The organism is Lacipirellula parvula, assembly GCF_009177095.1.
GTDB lineage: Bacteria > Planctomycetota > Planctomycetia > Pirellulales > Lacipirellulaceae > Lacipirellula > Lacipirellula parvula.
This window is the reverse complement of the sequence record NZ_AP021861.1, coordinates 513,490-535,170: the sequence shown is the minus strand read 5'-3', so window position 1 is coordinate 535,170 and position 21,681 is coordinate 513,490. Positions and strand designations below refer to the sequence as shown.

The following is a 21,681-nucleotide window of genomic DNA, read 5'->3' as shown; positions in this document are numbered from 1 at the left end:
GCTCCGCCAGGGGGTCGGTATCCACAACGATCGGCGTCGTCCCGCGATATGCCACCCCCGGGCGGAGCTCGGGGCTAGGATGTTTGCTCAGCTAGCCACTGCAAATACGCCGCACTGCCCGCCACAATCGGCGTCGCGATGACCTCCGGGCACTCATACGAGTGCAACTCCCGAATCGCCGCTTCGACCGCCGCGTAATGTTGCCGCGTCGTCTTGATCTGGCAAAGCCACTCCTCGCTGCGATCAATCTGCCCCTGCCAGCGATAAACGCTCTGCATCGGACCGACAATCTGCACGCAAGCCGCTAGGCTGCGATCGACCAACGCCGTCGCAATTCGATCCGCCTCTTCGCGGCTGCCGGCTGTGGTGGCAATCTGAATGAATAGCGGCGATGAATCGTTCAAACTTGATCTCGCTTTGGCCGGAAGATGCTGACGGGGTATACTAAATTCTAGCCGGTCAGTCGCGTCACGCCCTCAATGGCAGCAATTCGATGAATACCACCGTTGACGCCCCCGTGGAATGGGTCGAGACCATTGGGCAGCTTCGTCTTCCGACAAAGTCGGACGAGCGCCTGCAGCAGCTGATGGACCGCAACAACGAAGGCCAACTTGCCGCGGGCGAACGCGAGGAATTGGAATCGCTAGTTGAGCTGAGCGAGCGATTATCGCTCGTAAGGGCTGAAGCGTTACTTCTTCTCGGCCGTCGCCCCACATGAGCGCGCGTCGCGATCTCGATTCCACCGTCGAAGAGCGAGCCGGTCAACGGTGCGAGTACTGCCGCATGCACCAGTCGCTGCAAGGAGCAAGCTTCCATCTTGAGCATGCCGTTCCGCGATCGAAGGGGGGCGGCGATGGCCTCGACAATCTTGCCTGGGCCTGCCCAAGTTGCAACCTCCGCAAGTCGGATCGTACGGTTGCTGCCGATCCACACTCAGGCGATTCAACGCCCTTATTCAACCCGCGCACCGACCGCTGGGACGAGCACTTTGCTTGGCACGAATACCACCTAGTCGGCCTAACTCCGATTGGCCGCGCCACGGTCGCCGCCTTCGACCTCAATTCCCCTCGACGAGTCCTGATTCGTCAAGTCGAATCTGCGTTCGAATTGTTCCCGCCCGCCTCGTAAAAATGCTCCGCCGCCAACTCGCAGTGGAGCGGCAGCCAATGGCTGCGGGTATACGGGGCATGCCCCAGCACGTGCCGCCAGGGCATGCGGTGGGGGTCGTCGTAGTCGACCAGCAGCGTCGTCCCTTCGTCGTGGACGCGAACGCCTTGCTTGAGCCGCGAGCGGAGCCAGCCGCCGAGGTTCCGCTGCAGCAGGTTGCCGAGCCGCCAGTCGGCGAGGAACGTCCGCAGCGCGATCGGCAGCGGCGGGAGGTTTGTCCCCGCGATGCCGGCGTGCTGGATGTAGTCGCCATGCTCGGCCGCCAACACGTGATGCGGCCAAGGCGGGTAGGGGGCGCGGTGCTTGTGGTGCTTCGAGTAGGGCCGATGATTGATCACGTGCAGCAAGTTGTGATAGGCGCCGGCGTCCCAGCCGTAGCGAACCGGCGTACCGTAGGTGATCACGTCGAGCTTCAGCCGCCGCAGCGGATGTTGCGAATCGGCGAGGATCTGCTCGACTCGCTCCCACACCGGCAGGTCGGGACGAGCCGCGAGCCATGGGCGGAAGAAGGTCCGCGAGGCATGGAAGAACTCATGCCGGGTCGCTTCGTCAGCGCCGAGCAGGTTGGTTAGCAGGGCGAAGACATTGCCGCCGTGGCTGTGCGCCCAGAGCTGGACGCGGGGATTGCCCTGTGAGCTTGGCAGCTGCTCACCGAACGTCGCCAGCTCACCCAACAACCGCACGGCGCCGTCGGCGCGGCCGATGTGATGATTCAAGCTCGACCAATGAAACAGCCGCACCGGCATCGGTCGCGGGGCGCTCGCGCTCAACGCCGTTTGCATCCGCTCGGCGAACGCCGGCGTGTAGTTGCCCGTCTCGCCAATGACAGCGTCGATCGCCCGCTTGCTCCAGCGACGCAACGGGCGGGCAACGCTCGGCGCCCAGCCTTCCAACTCGGTGAACAACCCCAGCACGTCGTCGCCGCAGAACGTGCCGTGAACGCAGTAGATCGCCGCGACGCCCGCTTGCGAGAACTTCGCTCCCGCACTAGCCATCCGCTCGTCAAACTCAGCGGACGAAGGCTCCGTCGGCCGCCCGGACGTGAGTAGGCGGTAAGGCGAAGTGGGGGGCTCGGATCGGTACGCTTGGTGTCGAAATCGGTTGTGGCGAGGCATCGCTCTTCATTCCCGAATCGACGCGCATCGTCACGCTCGGCAGCGGTGAGATGCCGAGCGTGCCCGACCAGGTTTCGTAAGGCCGGCCGCGGCGTTCGTCGTCTTTGAAAAAGGCCAGGTATGTCAGGGCGTCGGCGGCGATGAACTCTTGCTCATGCGGGGCGAAGCGCGTCTGCTCATAGACCCGCCGCCACGTGCCGCTGTTAAAGTACGCCTGATTCAAGACATACCCTTCCGCGAAGCTCGCGTCCAGCGGCACAGTCTCGTGCGCGTGGGTGTGGCCATACACAATGTGCTTGGCCCGGCGGTTCCGGAAGTCTTGCTCCGACAGGGCGTGCTGGTAATACGAGCTGTTGTCCGCCCCGCGGAGCTGCCACATCCATTGGGCAATCCAGCTGGCCCAGCCGACCGACAGCCGGCGGCTGAATTTCAGCGCCTTCTGCAGCCCGTCGACGATGTCGACCGGGCACCAGGTATCGCGGTGCCGCACGAACGGGTGGTCGAGGAACTCGTCGGCCAGCTGATCCCACACCTTCTTCACCTGCTTGCGCACGGCGGGATGGGGGCAGCTGCGCTCAAGCAGGCCGTCGATCCAGACCGGCACGAGCAACAGCGGACGGATGTTGTCGATCTCGCGCAGGCCCGAAAGGACCGTCTCGGGCAGATCGTTGGCCAGTTCCTTCTGCACCTGCACGCCGAAGCGGTTGAGCAGCTCAATAACGATCACGTCGCCCAGGCTGCTCGCGTTGCGATCGCCTTCGTAGTTGAAGGGATCGTAGACGTCGCCGTGGCGGGCGAAAACTTTGTGCCGCCGCATCGTCTGCAGCAGTTCGTTGCACTCCCACGCTTCGTGCGGAAACGGTGAATCCGGGTTTGTGGCGAGGCCCATGTGGAGGGCGATCTGCCGCCGCAGGCGCGAGTAGTTCTCGCCGGGCAGGTGGTAGAACCAGTCGTGGTTCCCCACCATGTAATGCGTGTGAACGGGAATCGGCAGCAGCTGGCGATCGGCCGGCCTGCCGTCGCGCGTGGCGGCGGGAATGGCGACCCCTTGCTGCGCGAGCTTGCGGAATTCGCCGAGCGCTTCTTCGTTGCGACGCAGAATGTCACTGGTGATCTGCGAGACCATCTCGAAGAACGCCGGCGATTGCGGATCGTCCCACGGCCGAGCGCGGCCCGTCAGCCAGCGGCTCGAGCGGATGACGTCGAGCACATCGCCGAGCAGGAGTAAGTCGATCCGATCGATTGGCCGATAACTGCCGTCGCGGCGCTGCGAGGCGCCCATCGCGAGATCGGCGATCCGTTCTCCCAGCAGCTGAAAGGCGCCGGGCGAGATCGTCGATCCGCTTGTTCCGTCCGTCAGGTGCAGGTCGCTGATGATGACCAACATGGGCGTCGCAGCATTTGGCGGCAGGCGTCGTGCGGCAGTGCGCAGACTCATCGGGCAGTAAGGGAAAACTCCTTATGGGCTTCATCGGTAGGAATTGCGCGTTGCTTGAGGATTCTTCCGCGCACGACGTAGGCGGAAAACGTGCTAGCAGACTCAGCGCATAAATAAGCCGCCTGTCAGCGTGTGCTGACAGGCGGCATGATGTCGTTCGCCACCCGCACAGTTCCTGGCGAGACGACCACGTTCTTCATGTGCGAACTACGTTGCGCCGCTCGGCGCCGCACCGGATCTGGTTAGTAGCCGAAGCCGCCGATGCCGATCGAGATGCCAGGGCCGTAGAACCCACGACCGCCGTAGTAGCCACCGCCGTAGAAGCCACCGCCGCCGTAAACGACGGGGCGATAGGCTGGGTACAGCACGGGGCCGACCACCGGGCGAGCCACGGCGTGACGGGCGACGGGGTAGGGCGGGTAGACGACGCGGCGGACCGGAGCGACCCGGCGAACGAACACCCCGGCGTCGGCCTGAGGGGCGACGACGAGCGTAGTTCCCGCGACGACGGCGACAGCTAACAGGATGCGCTTCAACATGACTAACTCCCTCTGAAACAATGTTCCTCGTTGGGCGGCGGCTAGGTGGATGAAACTCTTCCTTTGTTTTCCGCTGCTTGATGAAACCCTATTACGCAGCCGGCGTGCCATTCGGTCGGCATTTGACGGAACTCGTTGACAATCAGCAGTTTAGGGCCAATTGCCGTGGGGCGGCGAAATGCCGCGACTGCGTATTTGCCGTCACTTTGACGCCAGCACGCTCAATCCGATACGGGCCGTTGCGGCCTGGAGCCCGCATTGGACTGGCCGCTTAAGCGGCCAGTCCGAAGTGCTGGTTGACACTACCCTAGAACCCGAACGAAACGCTCACGCCGCCGCGGCGATAGCTGGGGCCATAGCAGCTGTCGTAACCGCGACCGCCGTATCCATATCCGCCGTAGCCACCGTAGCGGCTTGATGGCAGGCCGTAGTAACTCTGATACGCCGGTCCGTAAATGCTGCGGACTTGGGTCGGCCCGCTGTAGCCGAACCCGTATCCGTAGCCGCCGCGGTAGGCGCTTTGGTAATGCTGCTGATGATGGTGGTCGTAGTGGTCATGATGACCGCCATGATGCCCGCCATGATGACCGCCGCCGTGACCGTGATCAGCTTGCGCGGTCGACGCGGCGCCGAGGCCCAATCCCAAGGCCGCCACCGCGGCCAACGACAAACAGCACTTGCGTAACATGATGCTCTCCCTGGCCCGTGGCGGGCCCGATACAGATTCCACCGTTCGGGTTGCGCCGGCGAAGAGCCGAGCGTCCGAAGCGTTCTGCAGGAGTAGGAGGCATCCGCTGTGCCAATTAAGGCGCAGCGCTGCATATCGGCCTTTTCAGGCCGATTTTGAAGAGCGGTGATTCCATCGAGTCGTTGCGATGCTATTCAACTCGCGTCGAATCGACGGCAGCTGTCATCGAAGTTACTACGGAGCAAAGTCCACCCAAAAACCTTCTGGCTCCCTCCCCCTTGAGGGGAGGGCTGGGGAGGGGGTGGAACGCGTGTACCAGCTACGCCCCCCTCCCTAACCCTCCCCTCAAGGGGGAGGGGACCAGACGTGTAGTGGTGAGCATTACTTTCGAGCAATCAACTCGTGCTACTACAAGCGATCAACTCGCGCCAACGTTACAGACGCTTGCTACCCTTCGCCCAGCTTCTGCTTAATCGCCACCAACTGCTCGCGTTCCGGAATCCGCTTGTAGTACTCATCCAGCGGATAGCAGCCGGAGATGAGCCCATGCCGCGGCGCGGTGGTGCAGTCGCTGAACGTGCGGCAGACAAGCTTCCGCTTCAGCTTCCCTTCGACCAGGCAATCCTGCGGCAGCTCGGGATAACTGAGCACCATCCGGCCGAGGCCGACGAAGTCGACCCAACCGTCGCGCACGGCACGCTGCGCCGCGTGGGGAAGGTAGTCCTGCAGGTACGAGTAACCGCTGCCGACGAACGGCACGTCGGGGAGCGCCGCCTTGCATTGCCGCACGGCATCGAGCTGCCGCCACACGCCCACCAGCGGATCTTCCGGCGGTTGGTAGCCGTCGCTCGGCGGGAAGATCGCTGGGCGTTGGATGTGGGGAACGTAGTAGGGACTGCCGCAGGTAATGTTGATCATCGCCACGCCGTGCGCGACGAGTCGCCGCATCAGCTCGATCGGCTCGGCCAAATCGAACCGCAGCGGATCGTGCTCGTCGACGCCGAAGCCCCAGCCGTAGGGAAGCAGCTGCGCGTAGTCCATCGGCTGGCCGACCTCGCGGCTCGTGCGATAGGGCACGGTGTCGAACACGCTCAGCCGCACGCCGATCATCAAGCTCGGCAGCTCGCTGCGGATGCGATCGATGATGGTGAACAACACACGAGAGCGGCCGTCGAGATCGCCGCCGAATCGCCCAGGCCGCGTCCGTGCGCTGAGGAACTCGTGCAGCAAGTAGCCGTGGCACGCCTTCACATCGACGAACTGGTAGCCGACGTCGGCGGCTAGATGGGCCGCGGCGACGTAGTCGTCGATCAACGTTTCCAGTTCGTCGTCGGTCAACACGCAAGCGTCGTTGGCGGGATCGATCTTAAACTTCTCATCGAGCAGCGGATGATGGTACGCGATCCGCGGCGCCCACTTGGCGTGATCGGCCGGCTTGCAGAACCGCCCCGAATGAGTGAGCTGCAAACCGACCAGCAAGCCGTCGAGCGTACCGCACTGCTCGCGATGGCCTGCGTGGCACTCTTCGAGCAACTGCGCAAGGCCGCGCTTGTTCTCGGGCGTAGCGAGCGTTTGATTCGGATTCGCGCGGCCGTCGGGCTGCACCGCGGCCGCCTCGCCGCCCCAAATGAGCTTAGCGCCGCTGCGGCCGAAGTTGCGCCACCGCCGCAGCGTGTAGTCGCTCGGCGAGCCATCGCGATTCGCGTCCCACCCTTCCATCGGATGGATGCACCACCGATTGCCGACGCGAAAGCCGCCAACGTCGATCGGCTGCGCGAGCGGCGAACCGGCCGCGGCTGTTTGGATCTCGTCGTCGAGCGGCAACGCGACGCCCAGTTCCGTCAGCCGCGCGCGTAGCGCATCGACGCTCTTCAGTTGGGCGATCTTCGGGTACTTGTCGGCTTCGGTCGGCATCTTAGGCAAGTTGCTCTGTGGAATGAATACTTCGATCGGAAACTTGTGGGAGGGGTCTCCGACCCCGAAGCGGCGCTCACCGACCATAACGGCATATGGTGGTGAAAGGCATCGGCGTCGGAGACGCCTCCCACAAAGTCATCGTGCGGCCCAGTATCTCATATCTCGCGCAGCGGGTCAGCGGCAGGCGCAGCATTGGCCGGGCTGCTTATTCGGCAATGGCTTCTAGCGATTTACGATCAATGGCCGGAGGTAACCTTCAACCCGATCACCGCCACCAGCAGCATCGCGAGGAAGAACAATCGGCTGAGCGTGACCGCTTCGCCCAACAGCACGATGCCGAGCGTCGCGGCGCCGGCGACACCGATGCCGGTCCACACGGCGTACGCGGTGCCGATGGGGATCGTCCGCGCGGCGAGCGAAAGCAACACCATACTGCCGACGATCGCCGCGGCAGTGAGCACGCTCGCGAGGGGCTTCGTAAAACCGTCGGTGTATTTCAGGCCGATGGCCCAACCGACTTCGAGCAATCCGGCAACGAGCAAATACCACCAATGCATGACGACGCCTCCTGAACGAGTGAGCGAGTTCGGAGCGTCGTCTTCGCGTGACCGGGTACGGCGCGTCTCGTCCGGGGCAGCAGTTGCCGGTTGAATGATAGCCGTTGGGGCGGTGATTTCAACTCTGGCGAGACGCTGGGAGTTGAACCGCCAGGGACGCCAAGAGCGCCAAGGAATGCGGGAACGGACCGCGAATCACGCGAATCTGCGCTAATGGAAAGAGGTCGATGCCACTCTGCTTTATTCGCGAAGATTCGCGTGATTCGCGGTTAATGCTTTCTTCTGCGCGGGTTGTTCGACAGGCATGTCGAAGCGTTGGCTCAGCGGCGCTTCGGGATAGTCGAGAGTTCGTTCGATCGCTTGGCCTTCGATCATGCGATGGGCGGCGGTGATGCCCGACTGGCAGCCGGCGAGCGCCGTCGCAGCGACGAGGAAGAGCAAGGCTCGGCAAGTAGGCGCGAGGCGGCGACGCATGCGGCAATTTGTACTTCCGTTGCGACGTTGGAGCTAGTTCATCTAACGCGGCGCCAGCAGTGCCTGCGGCGAGGTTCAAGCTTCGCCAAGCGCCGCACGAAGCTTCTGCTCAAGCGTCTCGGCCTCAAGCAGCTTGGCGGTCCGCTCGGCGTAGGAGGCGCCCTTTTTCACGAACGCAAATTTGGTTTTGAGGCAGTCGAGGGCTTCGATGAGCTGCTCGATTTCGGCGGGGGTAAGGTCGAGGGGCATGGTGAAGCGTGAGCGTTTAGGTGAGTAAGTGAGGAGAGTGCGCTGGGCGCTGCGTTGTCGTACGATGGCGAGCCACCCGGCTTGTCCGGGGGGGGAATTTGGGTGTGGCGCGTTCCGGTCGGCGGTGCGTTGTGCGCTGCGGACTTCCCCCCGGATAAACCGAGGAATCGCGAAGCAGGCATGTGGCGCGCATTGCGGTGAACGGAGTGCTCACGTTAGCAAAACTAGTGGCCCAGTTTCGACAACAAAGTTTGAGGAATTGTTGGGCGGCGTGCGCGAGAAAGCTGCGGACTCGCCCCCGGTTTGAAGAACCGGGGGCTAAGAAGAAACTGATACGTGGACAACATTCGAGCGTTGACGGTGCGCGGCGATATACTGGTCGCTCTGTTCCAAAATCTTTTCAATGGCCTCGCGACCATGCGAGGCCCGAGCGGGGGACGCGCTGATGATGATTCGCTTGATACCGAAAGTCTTCTTCGATCGGATGGAGGAGGGACTCGATCTGTTCGTCGACGGGTTGGGCTTCACCGTGCTGTATCAGGACGGGGAACTGGCCGTGGTCGGCCGCGACAGCGCCAAGGCGTACGTCGTCGCGAGCGCGGAGTATGCCGCAAAGGATCGGCCGGAGATTGCGATTGAGACCGACACGATCGAAGAGCTCCATCGCGAGGTCGCTGCGAAGCGGCCCGATCTGCTTCACCCGAACTTGCCGCGGGTGACGCAACGGCCGTGGGGAGCGCTGGAGTTCTCGCTGCTCGATAAAACTGGCGTGTGCGTCGTCTTCAGGCAGTGGCCGGAGTAGGGGGCTCGCAGCGTGCGCTCCTCGCCTTCCTGCTGCTGACGATCCCGTTCGTCAAAATGCGCGGTGACGGTCTTGTGGGAATAGCCCCGCCGCTGGCCGCCGACGCGGGAAGGCAATTATTTAGTCTCATCGCCGAATGCAAAAATATGGCGTTTAATTCTCGCAGAGAATACTGGCTGGTCCTGGTCCTCGTGGGACTGATGCTCGCGATCGCTTTCGGCGTGTTTGTGGTCGAGTGTCTTCGCGGCCGGTGGGAAGGGGCTGTGTCGTCAGCGATCATCGTGTGCTGTGCATTGGCTTATCTTTGGTGGAGAAGCAGGCCGATACGCCCCTAGCTCGCGCCGTTAGAGTCGCACGTTTCCGCCAGCACTACCGACGCTCAGCCCCGCTTGAAGTTGGGATTAGGGATAAATTCCCCTGAGATCCGCCCGGCAGCGTCCACCTTCCACGCGCCCTCAATGGCGTGCGGAGGAACCGCATCATTCGGGCCGTAGCTCCCATTGATGACATAGACCCAGCCGTTGGGGTTTTGTCTCGCTTCTTCAATTGCCGCCGGTGTGATTTTCATGCCCCGCATTCTAACCGTCGGCGCGGGAATGCACACTTAGCGATCCGCTGTACGCCCGCTACCGGCGAAGCAGGCTGCCAAGGTTCGCATATCGCTTGAAGGGCGCCATGCCGACGGTGGAGCGTCGCGAACTTATTAAGCCGATGGCTGCCTGGCGCCGCCGCACCACGCTGGGCTTTTCGTAGTAGCCGCGGCGAGCCTTCGCCCAGCTTCGGCGATGCTGTTGGCGACTCAGTCGGTTAAAACGGGCTAGCGCTGCGCAGAGCGATTCGTCGCTCGTCCGCTCGATCCTTATTCCCATTGCCGGCGTCTTTACGGCTGACGCCTTGCCGAGTCTGGTGGATTGTTAGTCTCCCGTGCGTCGAGTCTGGCCGCCGCCAGGGCCGCCGGATACTATCACGCATACAGTCACTTTGCTATCGTGAGCAGTATGGAATCCGAAAAGAACAGCCCGTCTAGCCGCGACGCGCTCAACCGCTACATCGGCTTATCAAGCTACGCCGGCGGAATCCTCCTGCTCGGTCTCTTGGCATTTGGTCTCTACGAGGATGGACTAAAAGACCTTCAATCAACAGGGATCATCGCCGCAGCCGCAATCATCTTCATCGCGATCGGATACACGACTACCGGCAAGAAGATTTCTTAGCGACGCCGCTTCGAGGCTTCTCACCCCTCCGGTCGGGGTTGCGTACTCTAGGCCAGTGATAAAACTCCTCAGCCCCCAAACTGTCGGCCGGGGTCAGGTGAGCGGTGCAACGGACTCAACCTCGATCTCAAAGTCAAAGGTCGTGGGTGTACAGGCGGAGATGCAATCAGAAAACTCATCGGAGAGAGCGAGCCCTTGCTCGTCGCAGTCGCTTTCAGCCTGAAGAACCAGCAGTCCATACGCCCAGACGCATGTCACATTCTCGTACCACGTGCGGTATTCCCGAAACTCAGCTGTTATGTCAGCTGCTGCTTCGAGGCCGATTTCCGCTGGAACTCCGCGGCATACTAGTACGATGCGATACATAGCCCGCATTCTAACCGCCGGCGCGGGAATGCAATCGGCCGGTCCGCATCACCTGCTATAGTTAAGCACTATGGACGGGAAGATACGATTCAGCTTGCGAGTAATGCTGCTGCTCGTGGCCGGTCTCGCTGCTGCCTCTTATGCCGCTTCGCTCCTGCCGGGCGAGTTTTGGGCATACTTCGCCATTGCCTTAGCGGGCGGGGTGATTCTAGGCGCCCCTCAGCTGTTGATTGAAATACCGATCAGGGTGGTTCGCGCCGTGCAGCGGTGGCGTTCCAAGTAGGGACGATCGCTCGCCCTCCGCTGGAGATCGCACGCATCTTGGACCACGCCCCCGCACCCCCCAGACTCCCGGCCGGGGTTAGGGGACGGAAGCGCCGGCGGCGGGTTTCTGTGGGAAATAGAAATCCCGGAATGGCTTGCTGAACCACCGATCCGCAAGCACGTTCAGGGTCAGGAAGCATGCTGCGATTGCCATTAGCAGTAGTAGCCAACGGACGTTAAAGCGAATTCGCATGCCCCGCATTCTAACCGCTGACGCGGGAATGCGAGCGGGCGACAAGCTGTGTATCCTTGGCGAGATATGGATGAGACTGCTCCAAGCCCGCTAGTTCGCCGAATGATGCTGTCGCGGCGTCTCTCGATAGCCGGAATGATCTTCTCCTCGTTCCCACGCTCCGCGTGGGAACGTCGCCTCTTCGCCGCTCCCGCGGCATTTGCGTGGCGCTTTTGTTTGGCGATGATTGGTCGCGCGACGCAGAGCGTCGGGCTTTGCGTTCCCACGCGGAGCGTGGGAACGAGGTCACGCAGCGCGGCGGCTGCGGGCGGCCCGTCTTTTGGCGGCTTTGGCCTTCTTCGCCGCGGCGCGTTGCTGGCGTCGCTCGCTGCGGCGCTGACGGTCGAGGCCATCGCCGAGCAGTTGCAGCCGTTCGCAAGGATCTTGCGCGTCGGGATGATTGAGTTCTTCTGAATGGCGCCGCGTCTCGGGGCATTCGTCGTCGACCCTCGGCTCGAACGTCGCGACGACACGCTCTATGTCATTTGAGTTCGTCGAACTGGCTGCGGCAGGCTCTTTTGTTGCGTCGCATTTTGTCGTTTTAGCGATTTTTGGCGACATAATTCCCGCGGCAGGCCGCTCGTCGCACGCTTGCTGGCGGCGCTCTTCCGCGAGACGCTCCCTCAGCTCCGCACGCTGCGTCTCCCGCGCCGCCTCTCGCGTTTGACGGGCGTCGACCTCCGCCGGATCGATCGACAGCGACACGGTGACGTCGCCCTGCTCGTCGCGGTCGTGCACGACGCGGACGTTTTTGCGCCCCTCGAGGTCGGCCAGCGGCGTCTTGGTAGGAACTTTCTTCACCCGCAGCTTGCCCCGCGGGCCGAGCATCGGAAAGCAGCAGTCGACCGACTTTTCGATCGCGGCTTGCGTTTGCTGGTAGAGGACCGCGCGGCATTCCTCGGGAACGGCCGCGAGCGCCGTCTCTTGTAGATAGCCGAACGCCGCGGCGACGAGCTTGAAGCTCGTCATGTTCGCCGGCTTGCGAGCGAACTCCTCGGGCTTCGTCCGCTCGAGCAGCCAAGCCGCGGCTCGCCAGTGCGTTCGCGCCGCTTCCACCATCAGCTTCATCGGGTTGGGTTTCTGTTGGAGGGCGAGTCGCAGTTCATCGTCGAACTCTTCGTTGTGGCGGCGTTCGCGCTGCACGGTTCGCAGCGAGACGTCGAGCGACTCGGCCGCTTCTTCGACGCTGTAGCTTTCCTTCGCGACGAGCTCGCAGAGGCGAGCCTGCTTCGCCTCGTCGAGCACCCGCCGCCGGCCGCGGAGGCGATTTTGGATGATCATGCTTTTTCCCCTTCGGTTTGATTCGTGTTTGGTCGCGACTGCCTGCGGAACGTTTAATGTTTGTGCACCAGCGAGCCCCCCGGCTTGTCTGTGGGGTGATTTTGGTTTGCAGCACCGTGCGGTTGGCGATCGTCGTGTGCGCTGCGAACTACCCCCCGGATGAACCGGGGGGCTCGCTGGTTTTGTTGCTTCGCACACGAAGTGATCTTTTGTTCACGTTAGCAGATTCGGTGGCCCAGTTTCTACAACGAAATTTGGCCACCTGAGAAAATGGCGGCGCGAGAAGGGGTCGGGGGCCTTTTGCCACTCGGAATCGTCAATTCAGTGGAGCGCCGCCAGTGGCAAAAGGTCCCCGACCCCGTGGCGTGACGCATCGCCCCCGGTTTGAAGAACCGGGGGCTAAGAAGAAAAAAGGATGCGTGGCTTAAAATTGGGGCTTGCTGCGGTGCGGCGCGACTTACTTCTCGCCGTGATGAGATGGATTGCCGTCCTCAGCCCCCAGACTCCCGGCCAGGGTCAGCTTGGCCACCACCAATCGCGCGGCCAGCGCCAGAATCGCCAGCCGTAGAACTTAACGCTGTAGAAGACAAACCCGGCAAGTGCAGCCGCGATCCCGATGAGCATCAGCGGGTCGCCGGGAAGTGTATGGCTTGTACGCATGCCCGCATTCTAACTGCTGGCGCGGGAATGCAATCCGACCGCGGTCAGGGCTATCGGTCCGCCGAGATTTTCCAGCCCATTAACCGGAGAACCAGCGACTGAAATGCGACCGTCAGGAGGACCATCGCGAACATCTTCATGGCGATGCTGTCGGTGTCGAGCCGCGACGCGAAGAGGTAAGCAGTGGAGCCGCCGAGGAGCGTCGAGACGAAAATCTTTGAGTTCGTTCCCATGCCCCGCATTCTAACCGCCGGGGCGGTCTGGGGCAGGCATCGTTGCGACGTCATCGCCGGGGAAGACGATGTTCCCTGGTCGTGGGTCGAGGTAGTAGATTCCGAAGCTCTCCAACGCGTCCAGCAGAGCAAGGACCTCCGGCCAGCGTTCGCCCCACCATTCCACGCCGCGGCGCTGGAAATCGGCCATCGCATCATCCGAGAACTCCGGGGAACGATCGATGCGGACCTTGGCAAAATCTAGGATGTACGGGGGCCCGGAGACCACGTCCATCTCCACTACCAGAAGTTGGTCGTCGTAGCCGATGATCCCTGGGAGCCAGAAACCTTCCAGCCGCTCCGTGACGCCGTATTCCTGCAGCCGGAGGTAAGAGTCGCGTTCGTTGTAGTAGCCGCGGGGGGATTCCAGTGCTTTAATGGCGGTATCGACGCCTGACTTCCAGACGACGCCATCGGTGCCGTCACCGAGCCGTCTAGCCAGATCCAAGGGAATTCCGCATACTTCCGCGTACTTCTTCGCATTCGCCTCGAGCACCGATCGATTCATATGGGCATCCAACGCGACAACGGCTATTCGGCCACCGTCCAAGCATTCTTGGCGGTGGGCGAGTCAATGATTCGCTTGGCGAAGACGGGACGGACGACGCTCACGTTTGCCGAGGCGTGCGAGTTGCCGCCGGGGACTGAAGGGGAGTTGGTGGTCTGCGTTGACGGACACCGCGACACTCGCGGCGTCGTCTTGCTAGATGGGCTGACGCTTGGGCAGCGGGTAGCTGCTTACGCGGTGACGGCTCCGTTCTAGGTTTAGTTAGAAACATCGCGCCGACCTGGCGCTGCCAACATTGGCCATCCATGGCCGTGCGGTCCTACCTTCTAACGGATGGGAACAACCGCATCACAAACTCCAGTGCCCCTCGGGCGCTGCGTCGTTCGCGCTAACGAACGACTAAGGATTTGAGCTGACTTCCAAGCTGCTCTCATCCTATGCGCACACGGTTATCAGCATATCGCTGACAAGTCAGACGACATGTCGTGTCCCCACATGCCCTCTACGGGAAAAATGCGCCGCCGAGCATCTAACTGACATGTAAGCAAGGCGTCATGACTGGCGTAAATATCCGTAACCATCCAGGCATTTCTTGAGGTGACGCCGCTTCACGAGCCCTGAAAGCGTTGAGCGAAAATTGGAATTGCACACATACCCGGACTTCTCGGCCAATTCCTTCGCCTGCATTGTGGCGACTCCAATAGCCTCCAAGATGTTTCGCTCTCTTGGTGTCAGGTCATCGTCAGAAATCCCTGCGTCTCGCGTCAACTCCACGGCCATCGACGGGGCAATATTTGCGGCGGCAGCTGCTTCAAGTTTGAGATAGCCCTGGATAGCCACCAAGTCGTCAAAAGCATGTTCATTCTTCGCAAAAGCTACCCGAATGCCTTCTGAGTTCAAGCTCGTTGGCCAGTGGCTCATAGAGCCCGAATACTCGCCATGACCATCGTTGTTGCTGAACTGCAGATCGGTGATGAACCCCTCAGCTACCCAATAAGCTAAGTCATGGTAGCTGGCGTAAGCGTTTCGAATGAGTTGCCCAGGGGACATCTGTGCGTATGCTCGGCGGAATAGCCATAGAGCATCGTCGTTGTTTAGCTGCATGAACTCGCCAGACTCTTTGCTCGCACGATGGATATCCGCGAGCACGTCAGAATTGACTTGTTCCAGGCTCGCACCTGGAATTCTTGGCAGAGCATTCACATATCCACGCAGGGTCGAATGCAAGCCCTCGGTTTCCAAGTAGAACGAGACGACTTCAAAATGGGCGCGGTATAGCGACAGAGGTTCAGCCATGTTGCTCGGTCCTTCCGCCGAGCCGGCCAGCCGCGTGCACGGGGAAAAATGCAAACCGTGCCACAACTCTGACCTAGGCGGAGGAATTGGTCCGCACTGCCCAGCGGATGGATTTTACTACCTGCCTACTTCGCTATCACCATCCAGGACTCTGACAATGGCAGCGGATATCTACGGTAGTGGGTCATTAAGTGTTGCTGGGTTGTAAGCCGAGTCTTACCTAGCACTTAGGACGCACTGCCCCTCTTTAGGGGATAGTCACAGTGGAAAGCATTATTAATGCAGCCGAGAAAATTGGCCACATATGCGCCAAGGACGTACTTGCTGCGATTGAGAAACCTGATTGGGCGAGCGCCGGCCGCAGGTATGACTGGCGAAACCATATTCCCTATCAACTTCACGACAGCTGGGCAAATCTCGGCACGGAAGCGAAGTTGGTCGCTTACATTATTTGTGAGGTCGCAGCTCGATCGGAAGACTCCGCAGTCGACGATGTATCGCAATCTTGAAGAAGTTTGTTTCTGCGGCGAAGGTGGTTGCTCTCAGCGACTCGAAGGCGGTCGTAAATCGAAGTCGCTCAAGCCCAGGCCCACAAACCGTGTTCTGCAAGGATGCTGGATTGGGATGCGCTTCCACCACCGATTCTATGAATTCCGACAGTTTCGGTGCCACCGCGCTGTCGCTTAATTCGCTAACGCCGGCAAAGTGAGCGAAATGCTCGTTGCGCAATTGGAAAAGCGCTGCCATTGCCGCTGCTGTTGGCGAGTCAATGGCTCCAATAAGGCGACAGAAGTTAACACGATTTACCGATTTACCGAAGCAGCCGTCAAGGATTGATCTATTCAGGGCGTCGAACTCTTTCGCTGCAACTGGGTGAACACCGCAATCGTTGAGGTCTTTAAAGATATTGCCAATCAGAACGCGAAGCTGATCATCCACCCAAGCTGCCGCGATCAGGACGCATCCGCGATCCGATTCATGGCTCATCGCGAGACGAAGTTCTTCCGTTTCTACTGGATCTCGCCTAGCCAAGTGTATTTCTCGCAGGATTTTTGCCGTAAGCGCGAACACGTCCCCGATTCACTTACTCAAGTGAGGGAGTGGGAGGATCGTCCCGTGGTTCGGCCACCACAGCGGTTTTATACGCCGCCGGAGGGAGCTGGCGAATGTCGGATGAGTTCGACTCTCCGATCCTCCGGCCTATTTTTTACGACGTGCAGATTTCAATAGCAACTCTCTAGCCCACGTTGACGTATCGCCGTCCGCCGCAGCATCCAGCTCGGCCCTCTGGGCTTCCGTTAATCGGATTCGCAATTCCGCCGTCTTTCGCTCTGCGGGGGGCTTGGGCGGACGACCCCGTTCTGCTGGTTTATCCATGCAATAAATGTAGCAACAAAAATATTACGGTCAACCATTGCACGGCCATTTATTGTTGCTACAATAAATCCATGCAAGAAAAACCCCGACGCAGCCTTGGCGGGCCGCGACGGGGCGTCCGAAATCGAGCTTTCGCAAGATTCCAGCCTGGTAACTGAATCATAAGCGAAAGCTCCCACCGTTGGGAGTCCGTGATGATTCAAGCAGTCTGTCAGCACGAGAACCGTAAGAAGCATGGAAAGACCACCAGCGGCGCCGTCCGCTTCCGCTGCAAGGATTGCGGCGTCACATTCACCCAATCGACCGACATGTTTGACGGGATGCGGATTGGCCTCGACCGTGCCTGCCAGATTATCAACCTCCTCTGCGAAGGAATGAGCGTCCGGGCGGTCTCGCGCATCACTGATACCAGCAAGACGACGATCCTCGACTTGCTCGTTCAAGTGGGGGAGAAGTGCGAACGGTTCATGCAGGAGAACATTCGCGGCATCCACGTTGACGACGTGCAATGCGACGAAATCTGGCAGTACATTTTCTGCAAAGAAGCTACTGCCGCTCAAAAGAAGTACGTCGGCGGTTGCGGGGACTCGTGGTGCTGGACCGCCATCGAACGCAACACGAAGCTGCTGGTGACTTGGCACCACGGGCGCCGCACGATGGAGGACTCGCATTCCTTCATGCGTAAGCTCGCCACCGCCACCACGGGCCGCTTCCACCTATCGACTGACGGCTACGCCACCTACGAAGCATCGATCGCTTGGAACCTCGGCCAGCGGGTCGACTATGGCCAAGTAACCAAGGTGTTCGGCGGGACCAGCAAAGACGAGCAGCGGAAGTATTCGCCGGCGAAGATAATAGCGTCGAAGCGGTCAGCAGTTCTCGGCCGTCCTAACTACGAACAAATCTGCACCAGCCACAGTGAGCGGATGAACGGCAGCATTCGCAACTTCGTGAAGCGGATGGGGCGGCTCACCTATTGCTTCTCCAAGCGGTGGACGAACCACCGGGCCGCGATGGGTCTGTTCTTCGCCCACTACAACTACTGCCGGGCTCACCGGGCGCTCAAAGGACAGACCCCAGCCATGGCCCACGGATTGACCACTGAGGTGTGGAGCGTGCGCGACCTGCTTTCCCGCGCTTGTTGAAGTCAATAAAAAACACCGTCCTTTGCAAAGGACGGTGTTAGTGGATTCTTCAGGTAAGGAAAGTCCTACGAGCTTGTTTCCGGGGACGTTGCGCACTTGGACACCGAGAACGGCTTTTCGCTGCTCGGTTGAACGCTTGTGCTCTCACGCCCTGCAAGCTGCTCCCAAGTCAGTTCCTTGCCCATTCGTGAACGATCGATCGCTCGCTCCACAACTAGACGTGAACTTTCTCGGCCTGATTTCTTATTAGCTTGATACATGCTCATAACGCCCTCAGCTTTTTACGACACGTCCGATTGCGCAAAGGTTCGATTGGTATCGAGCCATGACTTCCAACGTCTCTATTATCTCACTGGAGGCATCTGCAATCTTTAGACCAATTGTCCTCTCAGCCTCTTCCCGATAAATCGGAAAACCGTGCTCTGGGTAATTCTCCACGAGCATAGTTGCGATGCGCGAAGCCTCCGCGTCGCCGTAATTCCTTACTAGCAAACGCTTTGCGTACTCTTCAGCGACCTTCAAAAGGCGGGACATTTGAGTATAACGGACGACATCGATATTCTCAAACATCGGTCGTGCAAGGGCGGAAACAAACGCACTGACGATCGGCATTACCGTGGACGTTTTCTTGCCTGAGCGATCGACGAGCAAAAGCATCATTTTGTCGAATGCAGTCATCGTGAAGGCGTGCATTCGCTCCAGTGACTGAACCTCATCCAAGCCGGATATATATTCCTCTCTCTCGGGGTCCGCTAGCTGCACATCTAACGGGCCAAGCTCAGCGTGCGTGTTTAGGATTATTCGGTCGGCTCCAAGCGACAGTAGCGTCGCCGCACTCTTTGCGCGCCTGGGAATAACCGCGACGAACCCGCCGCAATGGTGGCGGAGAAGAGACGCAAGCACAAACGTTTGCCGTGCGAGGCCGCCGTTGGAATCGATCACCAATGCAATTGGCTGCTTTGGCAACGCTCCTGTGTGCCTAGCAGCAAGGAATTCGGTGCAAACCGCATCGCCAAGCATATTCCAATCGCGCCCGCGAAACGAACTATCACGTGGCATTCCGGATTGCACAAGTAACCACACAGGCATCTTGAGCAACGCTTCTAGGCGAATGCACGCATCTGAATACTCTTCCGGCAGCGCGTATTCGTGAGCATTACTGCCGGGCGGAGCAGTGCCAGGGCACATCGAGGCAAATAGGGGCGGCTTTACCTTCGGCTTCGCGGGCTTCTTTGCCCCGCTTAGCTTCTTAGGCAGAACCACCCCAGTCCCCGCCGCCTTCGTAGGTTTCTTTTTCGCCATTTCAGCGATGCTAACGGGTGCGATGGCTGAATTCAATCAACTTTCTGCGTTTTCGCTCCGCACGACTGGCTAGCCAGCAACACATACTGGCCCACCACCATATCTACCCGCGATCTAACTTTGGCACGCTGGTTGCATTTAGTGGTTTGCCAAAGCCACCCAAGCATGCGGCTGTTAGTCGTGCCGGAACGCGACTGACCGGGGCCGAAACAGAGAAGAGTTTGCAAGGGGCCGGCAAAGAGAGGCAAGCGACGAGGCTCGTAAACGGTTAAGAGGCAAGAGTTTGCGGCGACTGGCAACCCTCCCTGCCAGAAGCCGTGGGAACGCCGAACGAGCCCCACAACAGGCGAGTCTGGGAAGCACTTCACAAGGCATCCCAGGCTCGCCTGTTCTTTTTGAGTGTTGCAAAATTGAACAAGTGAGGCTTTTTGCAACAGAGGGTTCAGGGGGGAGGGTTCGGGGTTCAGGCGGGGGGAAAGGCTGCTGCTGAGGGGTGAGCGGGAGGTTGATGGATAGTCTCTCGATGGGCGGCGCGACCCCCGGGCGGAGCCCGGGGCTAGGGGGGATCAGCAGGATTAGTGGGCGGTTGGCGACGCAGATGCGAGGGTTCCACCCCCTCCCCAACCCTCCCCTCAAGGGGGAGGGAGCCACACCACCTGCGTGGCAGCCGAAAGATTGGCAACTGACGACGGACCACTGACGCTCCCGTTTCTTTGGTTGTTGGGCGTCGTCGCTTAGAATGAATCACTGAGCCGCATGGCGCGGCGTTTCGACTCTTTTCTGGTTCGCATTGAGGGCTTCATGACGGTGGCCCGTTTTGTTCATTCCCTGGCCTGGCGGCGATGGCTCTGCGGAGGCGGAGTGGCGGGGATGCTCTTCTTGTTGTCGGCGCTCGTACTGCCGACGCATGCCGCTGAGAAGCTCAATGTGGGCGAGGCAGCTGAAGCGGCTGACGCCAGCGCGAAGCCGGCAAGCGGCGATGGCAAAAGCGAAGGCGAGAAGTTTCTCGCGGCGCCGGAAACCGATGTTGTCGTCGCACGGATCGATGCGCTCTTGCGCGCAGGCTGGCAAGCTCACAACCTGCGCCCGTCGCGGGCGGCTTCTGACGGGGAGTGGTGCCGGCGGGTTTATCTTGATTTGCTCGGGCGGACGCCGACGGTGGCGGAGCTGGATGCGTATCTCGCGCGGCGGAGCAAGACGAAGCGGGCGGAGCTCGTGAACCGGTTGCTCGGGCCCGATTATGCAGATGATTTTGCCCGCAATTGGACGACCGTGTGGACCAACGTGCTCATCGGCCGCACCGGGGGGACGGATCGGCAGTCGATTACCAGCCGGTCGGGGATGAAGGCGTATCTGAGCGAGTGCTTTGCGGAGAATCGCCCCTACAACCAAATGGTGCGGGAGCTAATCACAGCGAGCGGCGATGCGCGGCCGGAGATGCCGGAGTTCAATGGCGCCGTCAATTTCCTGGTGGAGAAGCTCGACGAGGGGGGCGTCCAGGCGGCGGCGAAGTCGGCGCAGATCTTTCTGGGGATGAGCGTCCAGTGCACGCAGTGCCACAACCATCCGTTCAACGAACATCGGCAGAACCAGTTTTGGGAGCTCAACGCCTTCTTTCGGCAGGCGCGGGTCGAGGTCGAGCGGCCGGACGACGATGATCCGCGGCGGTTGGCGACGCTGAGCGACGCCGACATTGCCGGCGAAGGGAAGATGCTGGCGCGCGACAATCGCCGCGAGATCTTCCTCGAGATGAAAGATGGCAAGCTGGTCGATCGCGATCAGGCGGAGCTGTACTCGGCGCCGTTGTTTTACGAGCTGCGGAACGGGCAGTTGCAGGTCGCTTATCCGGCGTTCGTCGACGGGCGGTCGCTGGCGGAGATGTTTGCGGAGCAGGGGCCGGAGTTCGGCAACAGCGGGCGGCTCGCGCAGGTGAATCGGCGGGCGGAGCTGGCGAAGCTGATGCTCGCGGCGCCGGAGCTGGAGCGGGCTGCGGTGAATCGGCTGTGGGCTCACTTCATGGGGTATGGGTTCACGAAGCCGATCGACGACATGGGTTCGCACAATCCGCCCTCGCATCCGGAGCTGCTGGAGGAGCTGGCGAACGACTTCCGCGCGGCGGGCTTCGACATGAAGCAGCTGATGCGGTGGATCGCGCTGAGCGAGGCGTACGGGCTGAGCAGCGAGATTGGCGCCGGCAACAAGGAGGACGATCCGGAGCAGGGGCGGCCACCGCAGTTTAGCCGGTTTTACGTGCGGCAGATGGGGCCGGAGCAGTTGTACGAATCGCTGCTGACGGCGACGCACGCCGACGCGGGGCTGAAGAAGGGGGAGCGCGAGCGGCTCAAGGAGCAGTGGCTCGAGCAGTTCAACACGGCGAGCGGCAACGACGAAGGGACCGAGACGACGAGTTTCAATGGTTCGATCCCGCAGGCGCTGACGATGATGAACGGCGAGCTGGTGCGGCGGGCGTGCAGCGCGGACAGCGGCGGGTTCCTCGACAAGGTGGCGAACAACGCCGAGCTGTCGGATCGCGAGAAGATCAGCTACCTCTACCGGGCGGCGCTGGGGCGGCTGCCGGGGAAGGATGAGACGAAGGTTTGCAACGAGCTGCTGGCTGCGCGGTATGGCAACGTCGTGGAGACGCTGCAGGATGTGTGGTGGGCGGTGCTCAATAGTAATGAGTTTATTTTGAATCACTAAAGAAGTTGCGAGTGGCGGGTTTTGAGTTGCGAGAGAAATGCAAAACTCTCACAAGCTC

24 protein-coding genes and 1 riboswitch are annotated in these 21,681 nt (G+C 60.7%); of the genes, 7 read left to right on the top strand and 17 right to left on the bottom strand.

Annotated features, from left to right (window positions below):
- Positions 1-74: 74 nt before the first annotated feature.
- Positions 75-404 carry a divalent-cation tolerance protein CutA gene (cutA, locus tag PLANPX_RS02035; protein WP_152097113.1) on the bottom strand — a complete coding sequence of 110 codons (330 nt, stop codon included), beginning with the start codon at positions 402-404 and terminating at the stop codon, positions 75-77.
- A gap of 89 nt (positions 405-493) precedes the next feature.
- Here cutA and PLANPX_RS02030 point away from each other — a divergent pair, with 89 nt between their 5' ends.
- Together PLANPX_RS02030 and PLANPX_RS02025 are read left to right on the top strand one after the other, a co-directional pair.
- The gene (locus tag PLANPX_RS02030) at positions 494-718 is read left to right on the top strand and encodes a hypothetical protein (protein ID WP_152097112.1); all 225 of its coding nucleotides are present in this window, start codon (positions 494-496) and stop codon (positions 716-718) included.
- Entirely contained in the window at positions 715-1,128 is a 414-nt protein-coding gene (locus tag PLANPX_RS02025; protein WP_152097111.1) for an HNH endonuclease, read from the top strand. Before PLANPX_RS02030 ends, PLANPX_RS02025 begins: the two co-directional genes overlap by 4 nt.
- Here PLANPX_RS02025 and PLANPX_RS02020 read toward each other — a convergent pair.
- From PLANPX_RS02020 to PLANPX_RS27105, 8 genes are all read right to left on the bottom strand, one after another.
- On the bottom strand, positions 1,086-2,162 hold the full coding sequence (locus tag PLANPX_RS02020; RefSeq protein ID WP_152097110.1) for a hypothetical protein: 1,077 nt from the start codon (positions 2,160-2,162) through the stop codon (positions 1,086-1,088). The two genes, PLANPX_RS02025 and PLANPX_RS02020, sit on opposite strands and share 43 nt — an antisense overlap.
- A gap of 13 nt (positions 2,163-2,175) precedes the next feature.
- Complete coding sequence (locus tag PLANPX_RS02015; RefSeq protein WP_152097109.1) at positions 2,176-3,720, bottom strand: hypothetical protein; 1,545 nt, start codon at positions 3,718-3,720, stop codon at positions 2,176-2,178.
- A gap of 242 nt (positions 3,721-3,962) precedes the next feature.
- Positions 3,963-4,259: a hypothetical protein gene (locus tag PLANPX_RS02010; RefSeq protein WP_152097108.1), complete on the bottom strand. Its 297-nt coding sequence runs from the start codon at positions 4,257-4,259 to the stop codon at positions 3,963-3,965.
- A gap of 307 nt (positions 4,260-4,566) precedes the next feature.
- Positions 4,567-4,947 (bottom strand): hypothetical protein, encoded by a 381-nt coding sequence (locus tag PLANPX_RS02005; protein ID WP_152097107.1) that lies wholly within the window; start codon positions 4,945-4,947, stop codon positions 4,567-4,569.
- 447 nt (positions 4,948-5,394) lie between these two features.
- Entirely contained in the window at positions 5,395-6,861 is a 1,467-nt protein-coding gene (locus PLANPX_RS02000) for an NADH:flavin oxidoreductase (protein ID WP_152097106.1), read from the bottom strand.
- A 239-nt stretch (positions 6,862-7,100) separates the two neighbouring features.
- The gene (locus PLANPX_RS01995) at positions 7,101-7,421 is read right to left on the bottom strand and encodes a DMT family transporter (protein ID WP_152097105.1); all 321 of its coding nucleotides are present in this window, start codon (positions 7,419-7,421) and stop codon (positions 7,101-7,103) included.
- Between the two features lie 31 nt (positions 7,422-7,452).
- Positions 7,453-7,515: riboswitch (guanidine-III (ykkC-III) riboswitch) on the bottom strand.
- A gap of 146 nt (positions 7,516-7,661) precedes the next feature.
- Positions 7,662-7,895 (bottom strand): hypothetical protein, encoded by a 234-nt coding sequence (locus tag PLANPX_RS01990; RefSeq protein ID WP_152097104.1) that lies wholly within the window; start codon positions 7,893-7,895, stop codon positions 7,662-7,664.
- Between the two features lie 75 nt (positions 7,896-7,970).
- Positions 7,971-8,144 (bottom strand): hypothetical protein, encoded by a 174-nt coding sequence (locus PLANPX_RS27105; protein ID WP_172991805.1) that lies wholly within the window; start codon positions 8,142-8,144, stop codon positions 7,971-7,973.
- A 445-nt stretch (positions 8,145-8,589) separates the two neighbouring features.
- On the opposite strand from PLANPX_RS27105, the gene PLANPX_RS01985 reads away from it, so the two are divergent.
- Positions 8,590-8,946, top strand: coding sequence for a hypothetical protein (locus tag PLANPX_RS01985; RefSeq protein WP_152097103.1), 357 nt, complete (start codon positions 8,590-8,592; stop codon positions 8,944-8,946).
- A gap of 379 nt (positions 8,947-9,325) precedes the next feature.
- Here the strand turns inward: PLANPX_RS01985 and PLANPX_RS01980 are convergent, their stop codons facing one another.
- On the bottom strand, positions 9,326-9,514 hold the full coding sequence (locus PLANPX_RS01980; protein WP_152097102.1) for a hypothetical protein: 189 nt from the start codon (positions 9,512-9,514) through the stop codon (positions 9,326-9,328).
- 430 nt (positions 9,515-9,944) lie between these two features.
- Here PLANPX_RS01980 and PLANPX_RS01970 point away from each other — a divergent pair, with 430 nt between their 5' ends.
- On the top strand, positions 9,945-10,160 hold the full coding sequence (locus PLANPX_RS01970; protein WP_152097100.1) for a hypothetical protein: 216 nt from the start codon (positions 9,945-9,947) through the stop codon (positions 10,158-10,160).
- A 1,168-nt stretch (positions 10,161-11,328) separates the two neighbouring features.
- Here the strand turns inward: PLANPX_RS01970 and PLANPX_RS01965 are convergent.
- The 4 genes from PLANPX_RS01965 to PLANPX_RS01955 form a co-directional block, all read right to left on the bottom strand.
- A complete protein-coding gene (locus PLANPX_RS01965) occupies positions 11,329-12,363 on the bottom strand; it encodes a hypothetical protein (protein ID WP_152097099.1) in 1,035 nt (344 codons plus the stop codon).
- A 516-nt stretch (positions 12,364-12,879) separates the two neighbouring features.
- Positions 12,880-13,023, bottom strand: a complete 144-nt coding sequence (locus PLANPX_RS27100) for a hypothetical protein (RefSeq protein ID WP_172991804.1) — start codon at positions 13,021-13,023, stop codon at positions 12,880-12,882.
- Positions 13,024-13,073: 50 nt separating this feature from the next.
- Positions 13,074-13,256 carry a hypothetical protein gene (locus PLANPX_RS01960; RefSeq protein ID WP_152097098.1) on the bottom strand — a complete coding sequence of 61 codons (183 nt, stop codon included), beginning with the start codon at positions 13,254-13,256 and terminating at the stop codon, positions 13,074-13,076.
- A gap of 10 nt (positions 13,257-13,266) precedes the next feature.
- Positions 13,267-13,803 carry a hypothetical protein gene (locus tag PLANPX_RS01955; protein ID WP_152097097.1) on the bottom strand — a complete coding sequence of 179 codons (537 nt, stop codon included), beginning with the start codon at positions 13,801-13,803 and terminating at the stop codon, positions 13,267-13,269.
- Between PLANPX_RS01955 and PLANPX_RS01950 the strand changes: the two genes are divergently transcribed.
- Entirely contained in the window at positions 13,804-14,058 is a 255-nt protein-coding gene (locus PLANPX_RS01950; RefSeq protein ID WP_152097096.1) for a hypothetical protein, read from the top strand.
- A gap of 297 nt (positions 14,059-14,355) precedes the next feature.
- Here PLANPX_RS01950 and PLANPX_RS01945 read toward each other — a convergent pair whose 3' ends face one another.
- Positions 14,356-15,099 carry a hypothetical protein gene (locus PLANPX_RS01945; protein WP_152097095.1) on the bottom strand — a complete coding sequence of 248 codons (744 nt, stop codon included), beginning with the start codon at positions 15,097-15,099 and terminating at the stop codon, positions 14,356-14,358.
- A 447-nt stretch (positions 15,100-15,546) separates the two neighbouring features.
- Positions 15,547-16,086: a hypothetical protein gene (locus PLANPX_RS01940; RefSeq protein ID WP_152097094.1), complete on the bottom strand. Its 540-nt coding sequence runs from the start codon at positions 16,084-16,086 to the stop codon at positions 15,547-15,549.
- 584 nt (positions 16,087-16,670) lie between these two features.
- Between PLANPX_RS01940 and PLANPX_RS01935 the strand changes: the two genes are divergently transcribed.
- On the top strand, positions 16,671-17,621 hold the full coding sequence (locus PLANPX_RS01935; RefSeq protein WP_152097093.1) for a transposase-like zinc-binding domain-containing protein: 951 nt from the start codon (positions 16,671-16,673) through the stop codon (positions 17,619-17,621).
- A 273-nt stretch (positions 17,622-17,894) separates the two neighbouring features.
- Here PLANPX_RS01935 and PLANPX_RS01930 read toward each other — a convergent pair whose 3' ends face one another.
- Complete coding sequence (locus PLANPX_RS01930; RefSeq protein ID WP_152097092.1) at positions 17,895-18,923, bottom strand: SDH family Clp fold serine proteinase; 1,029 nt, start codon at positions 18,921-18,923, stop codon at positions 17,895-17,897.
- A gap of 870 nt (positions 18,924-19,793) precedes the next feature.
- On the opposite strand from PLANPX_RS01930, the gene PLANPX_RS01925 reads away from it, so the two are divergent.
- Positions 19,794-21,623 carry a DUF1549 and DUF1553 domain-containing protein gene (locus PLANPX_RS01925; RefSeq protein WP_172991803.1) on the top strand — a complete coding sequence of 610 codons (1,830 nt, stop codon included), beginning with the start codon at positions 19,794-19,796 and terminating at the stop codon, positions 21,621-21,623.
- Positions 21,624-21,681 lie beyond the last annotated feature (58 nt).

Coding starts and splice junctions, on each gene's coding strand:
- PLANPX_RS01990 (WP_152097104.1), bottom strand. CDS start 7,895: ATGCGTCGCCGCCTCGCGCCTACTTGCCGAGCCTTGCTCTTCCTCGTC.
- PLANPX_RS02000 (WP_152097106.1), bottom strand. CDS start 6,861: ATGCCGACCGAAGCCGACAAGTACCCGAAGATCGCCCAACTGAAGAGC.
- PLANPX_RS01925 (WP_172991803.1), top strand. CDS start 19,794: ATGCTCTTCTTGTTGTCGGCGCTCGTACTGCCGACGCATGCCGCTGAG.
- PLANPX_RS27105 (WP_172991805.1), bottom strand. CDS start 8,144: ATGCCCCTCGACCTTACCCCCGCCGAAATCGAGCAGCTCATCGAAGCC.
- PLANPX_RS01995 (WP_152097105.1), bottom strand. CDS start 7,421: ATGCATTGGTGGTATTTGCTCGTTGCCGGATTGCTCGAAGTCGGTTGG.
- PLANPX_RS02030 (WP_152097112.1), top strand. CDS start 494: ATGAATACCACCGTTGACGCCCCCGTGGAATGGGTCGAGACCATTGGG.
- PLANPX_RS01970 (WP_152097100.1), top strand. CDS start 9,945: ATGGAATCCGAAAAGAACAGCCCGTCTAGCCGCGACGCGCTCAACCGC.
- PLANPX_RS01945 (WP_152097095.1), bottom strand. CDS start 15,099: ATGGCTGAACCTCTGTCGCTATACCGCGCCCATTTTGAAGTCGTCTCG.
- PLANPX_RS01940 (WP_152097094.1), bottom strand. CDS start 16,086: ATGAGCCATGAATCGGATCGCGGATGCGTCCTGATCGCGGCAGCTTGG.
- PLANPX_RS27100 (WP_172991804.1), bottom strand. CDS start 13,023: ATGCGTACAAGCCATACACTTCCCGGCGACCCGCTGATGCTCATCGGG.
- PLANPX_RS01965 (WP_152097099.1), bottom strand. CDS start 12,363: ATGATCATCCAAAATCGCCTCCGCGGCCGGCGGCGGGTGCTCGACGAG.
- PLANPX_RS02025 (WP_152097111.1), top strand. CDS start 715: ATGAGCGCGCGTCGCGATCTCGATTCCACCGTCGAAGAGCGAGCCGGT.
- PLANPX_RS02005 (WP_152097107.1), bottom strand. CDS start 4,947: ATGTTACGCAAGTGCTGTTTGTCGTTGGCCGCGGTGGCGGCCTTGGGA.
- PLANPX_RS01980 (WP_152097102.1), bottom strand. CDS start 9,514: ATGAAAATCACACCGGCGGCAATTGAAGAAGCGAGACAAAACCCCAAC.
- PLANPX_RS01960 (WP_152097098.1), bottom strand. CDS start 13,256: ATGGGAACGAACTCAAAGATTTTCGTCTCGACGCTCCTCGGCGGCTCC.
- PLANPX_RS02010 (WP_152097108.1), bottom strand. CDS start 4,259: ATGTTGAAGCGCATCCTGTTAGCTGTCGCCGTCGTCGCGGGAACTACG.
- PLANPX_RS01985 (WP_152097103.1), top strand. CDS start 8,590: ATGATGATTCGCTTGATACCGAAAGTCTTCTTCGATCGGATGGAGGAG.
- PLANPX_RS01955 (WP_152097097.1), bottom strand. CDS start 13,803: ATGAATCGATCGGTGCTCGAGGCGAATGCGAAGAAGTACGCGGAAGTA.
- PLANPX_RS01935 (WP_152097093.1), top strand. CDS start 16,671: ATGATTCAAGCAGTCTGTCAGCACGAGAACCGTAAGAAGCATGGAAAG.
- PLANPX_RS01950 (WP_152097096.1), top strand. CDS start 13,804: ATGGGCATCCAACGCGACAACGGCTATTCGGCCACCGTCCAAGCATTC.
- PLANPX_RS02015 (WP_152097109.1), bottom strand. CDS start 3,720: ATGAGTCTGCGCACTGCCGCACGACGCCTGCCGCCAAATGCTGCGACG.
- PLANPX_RS01930 (WP_152097092.1), bottom strand. CDS start 18,923: ATGGCGAAAAAGAAACCTACGAAGGCGGCGGGGACTGGGGTGGTTCTG.
- PLANPX_RS02020 (WP_152097110.1), bottom strand. CDS start 2,162: ATGGCTAGTGCGGGAGCGAAGTTCTCGCAAGCGGGCGTCGCGGCGATC.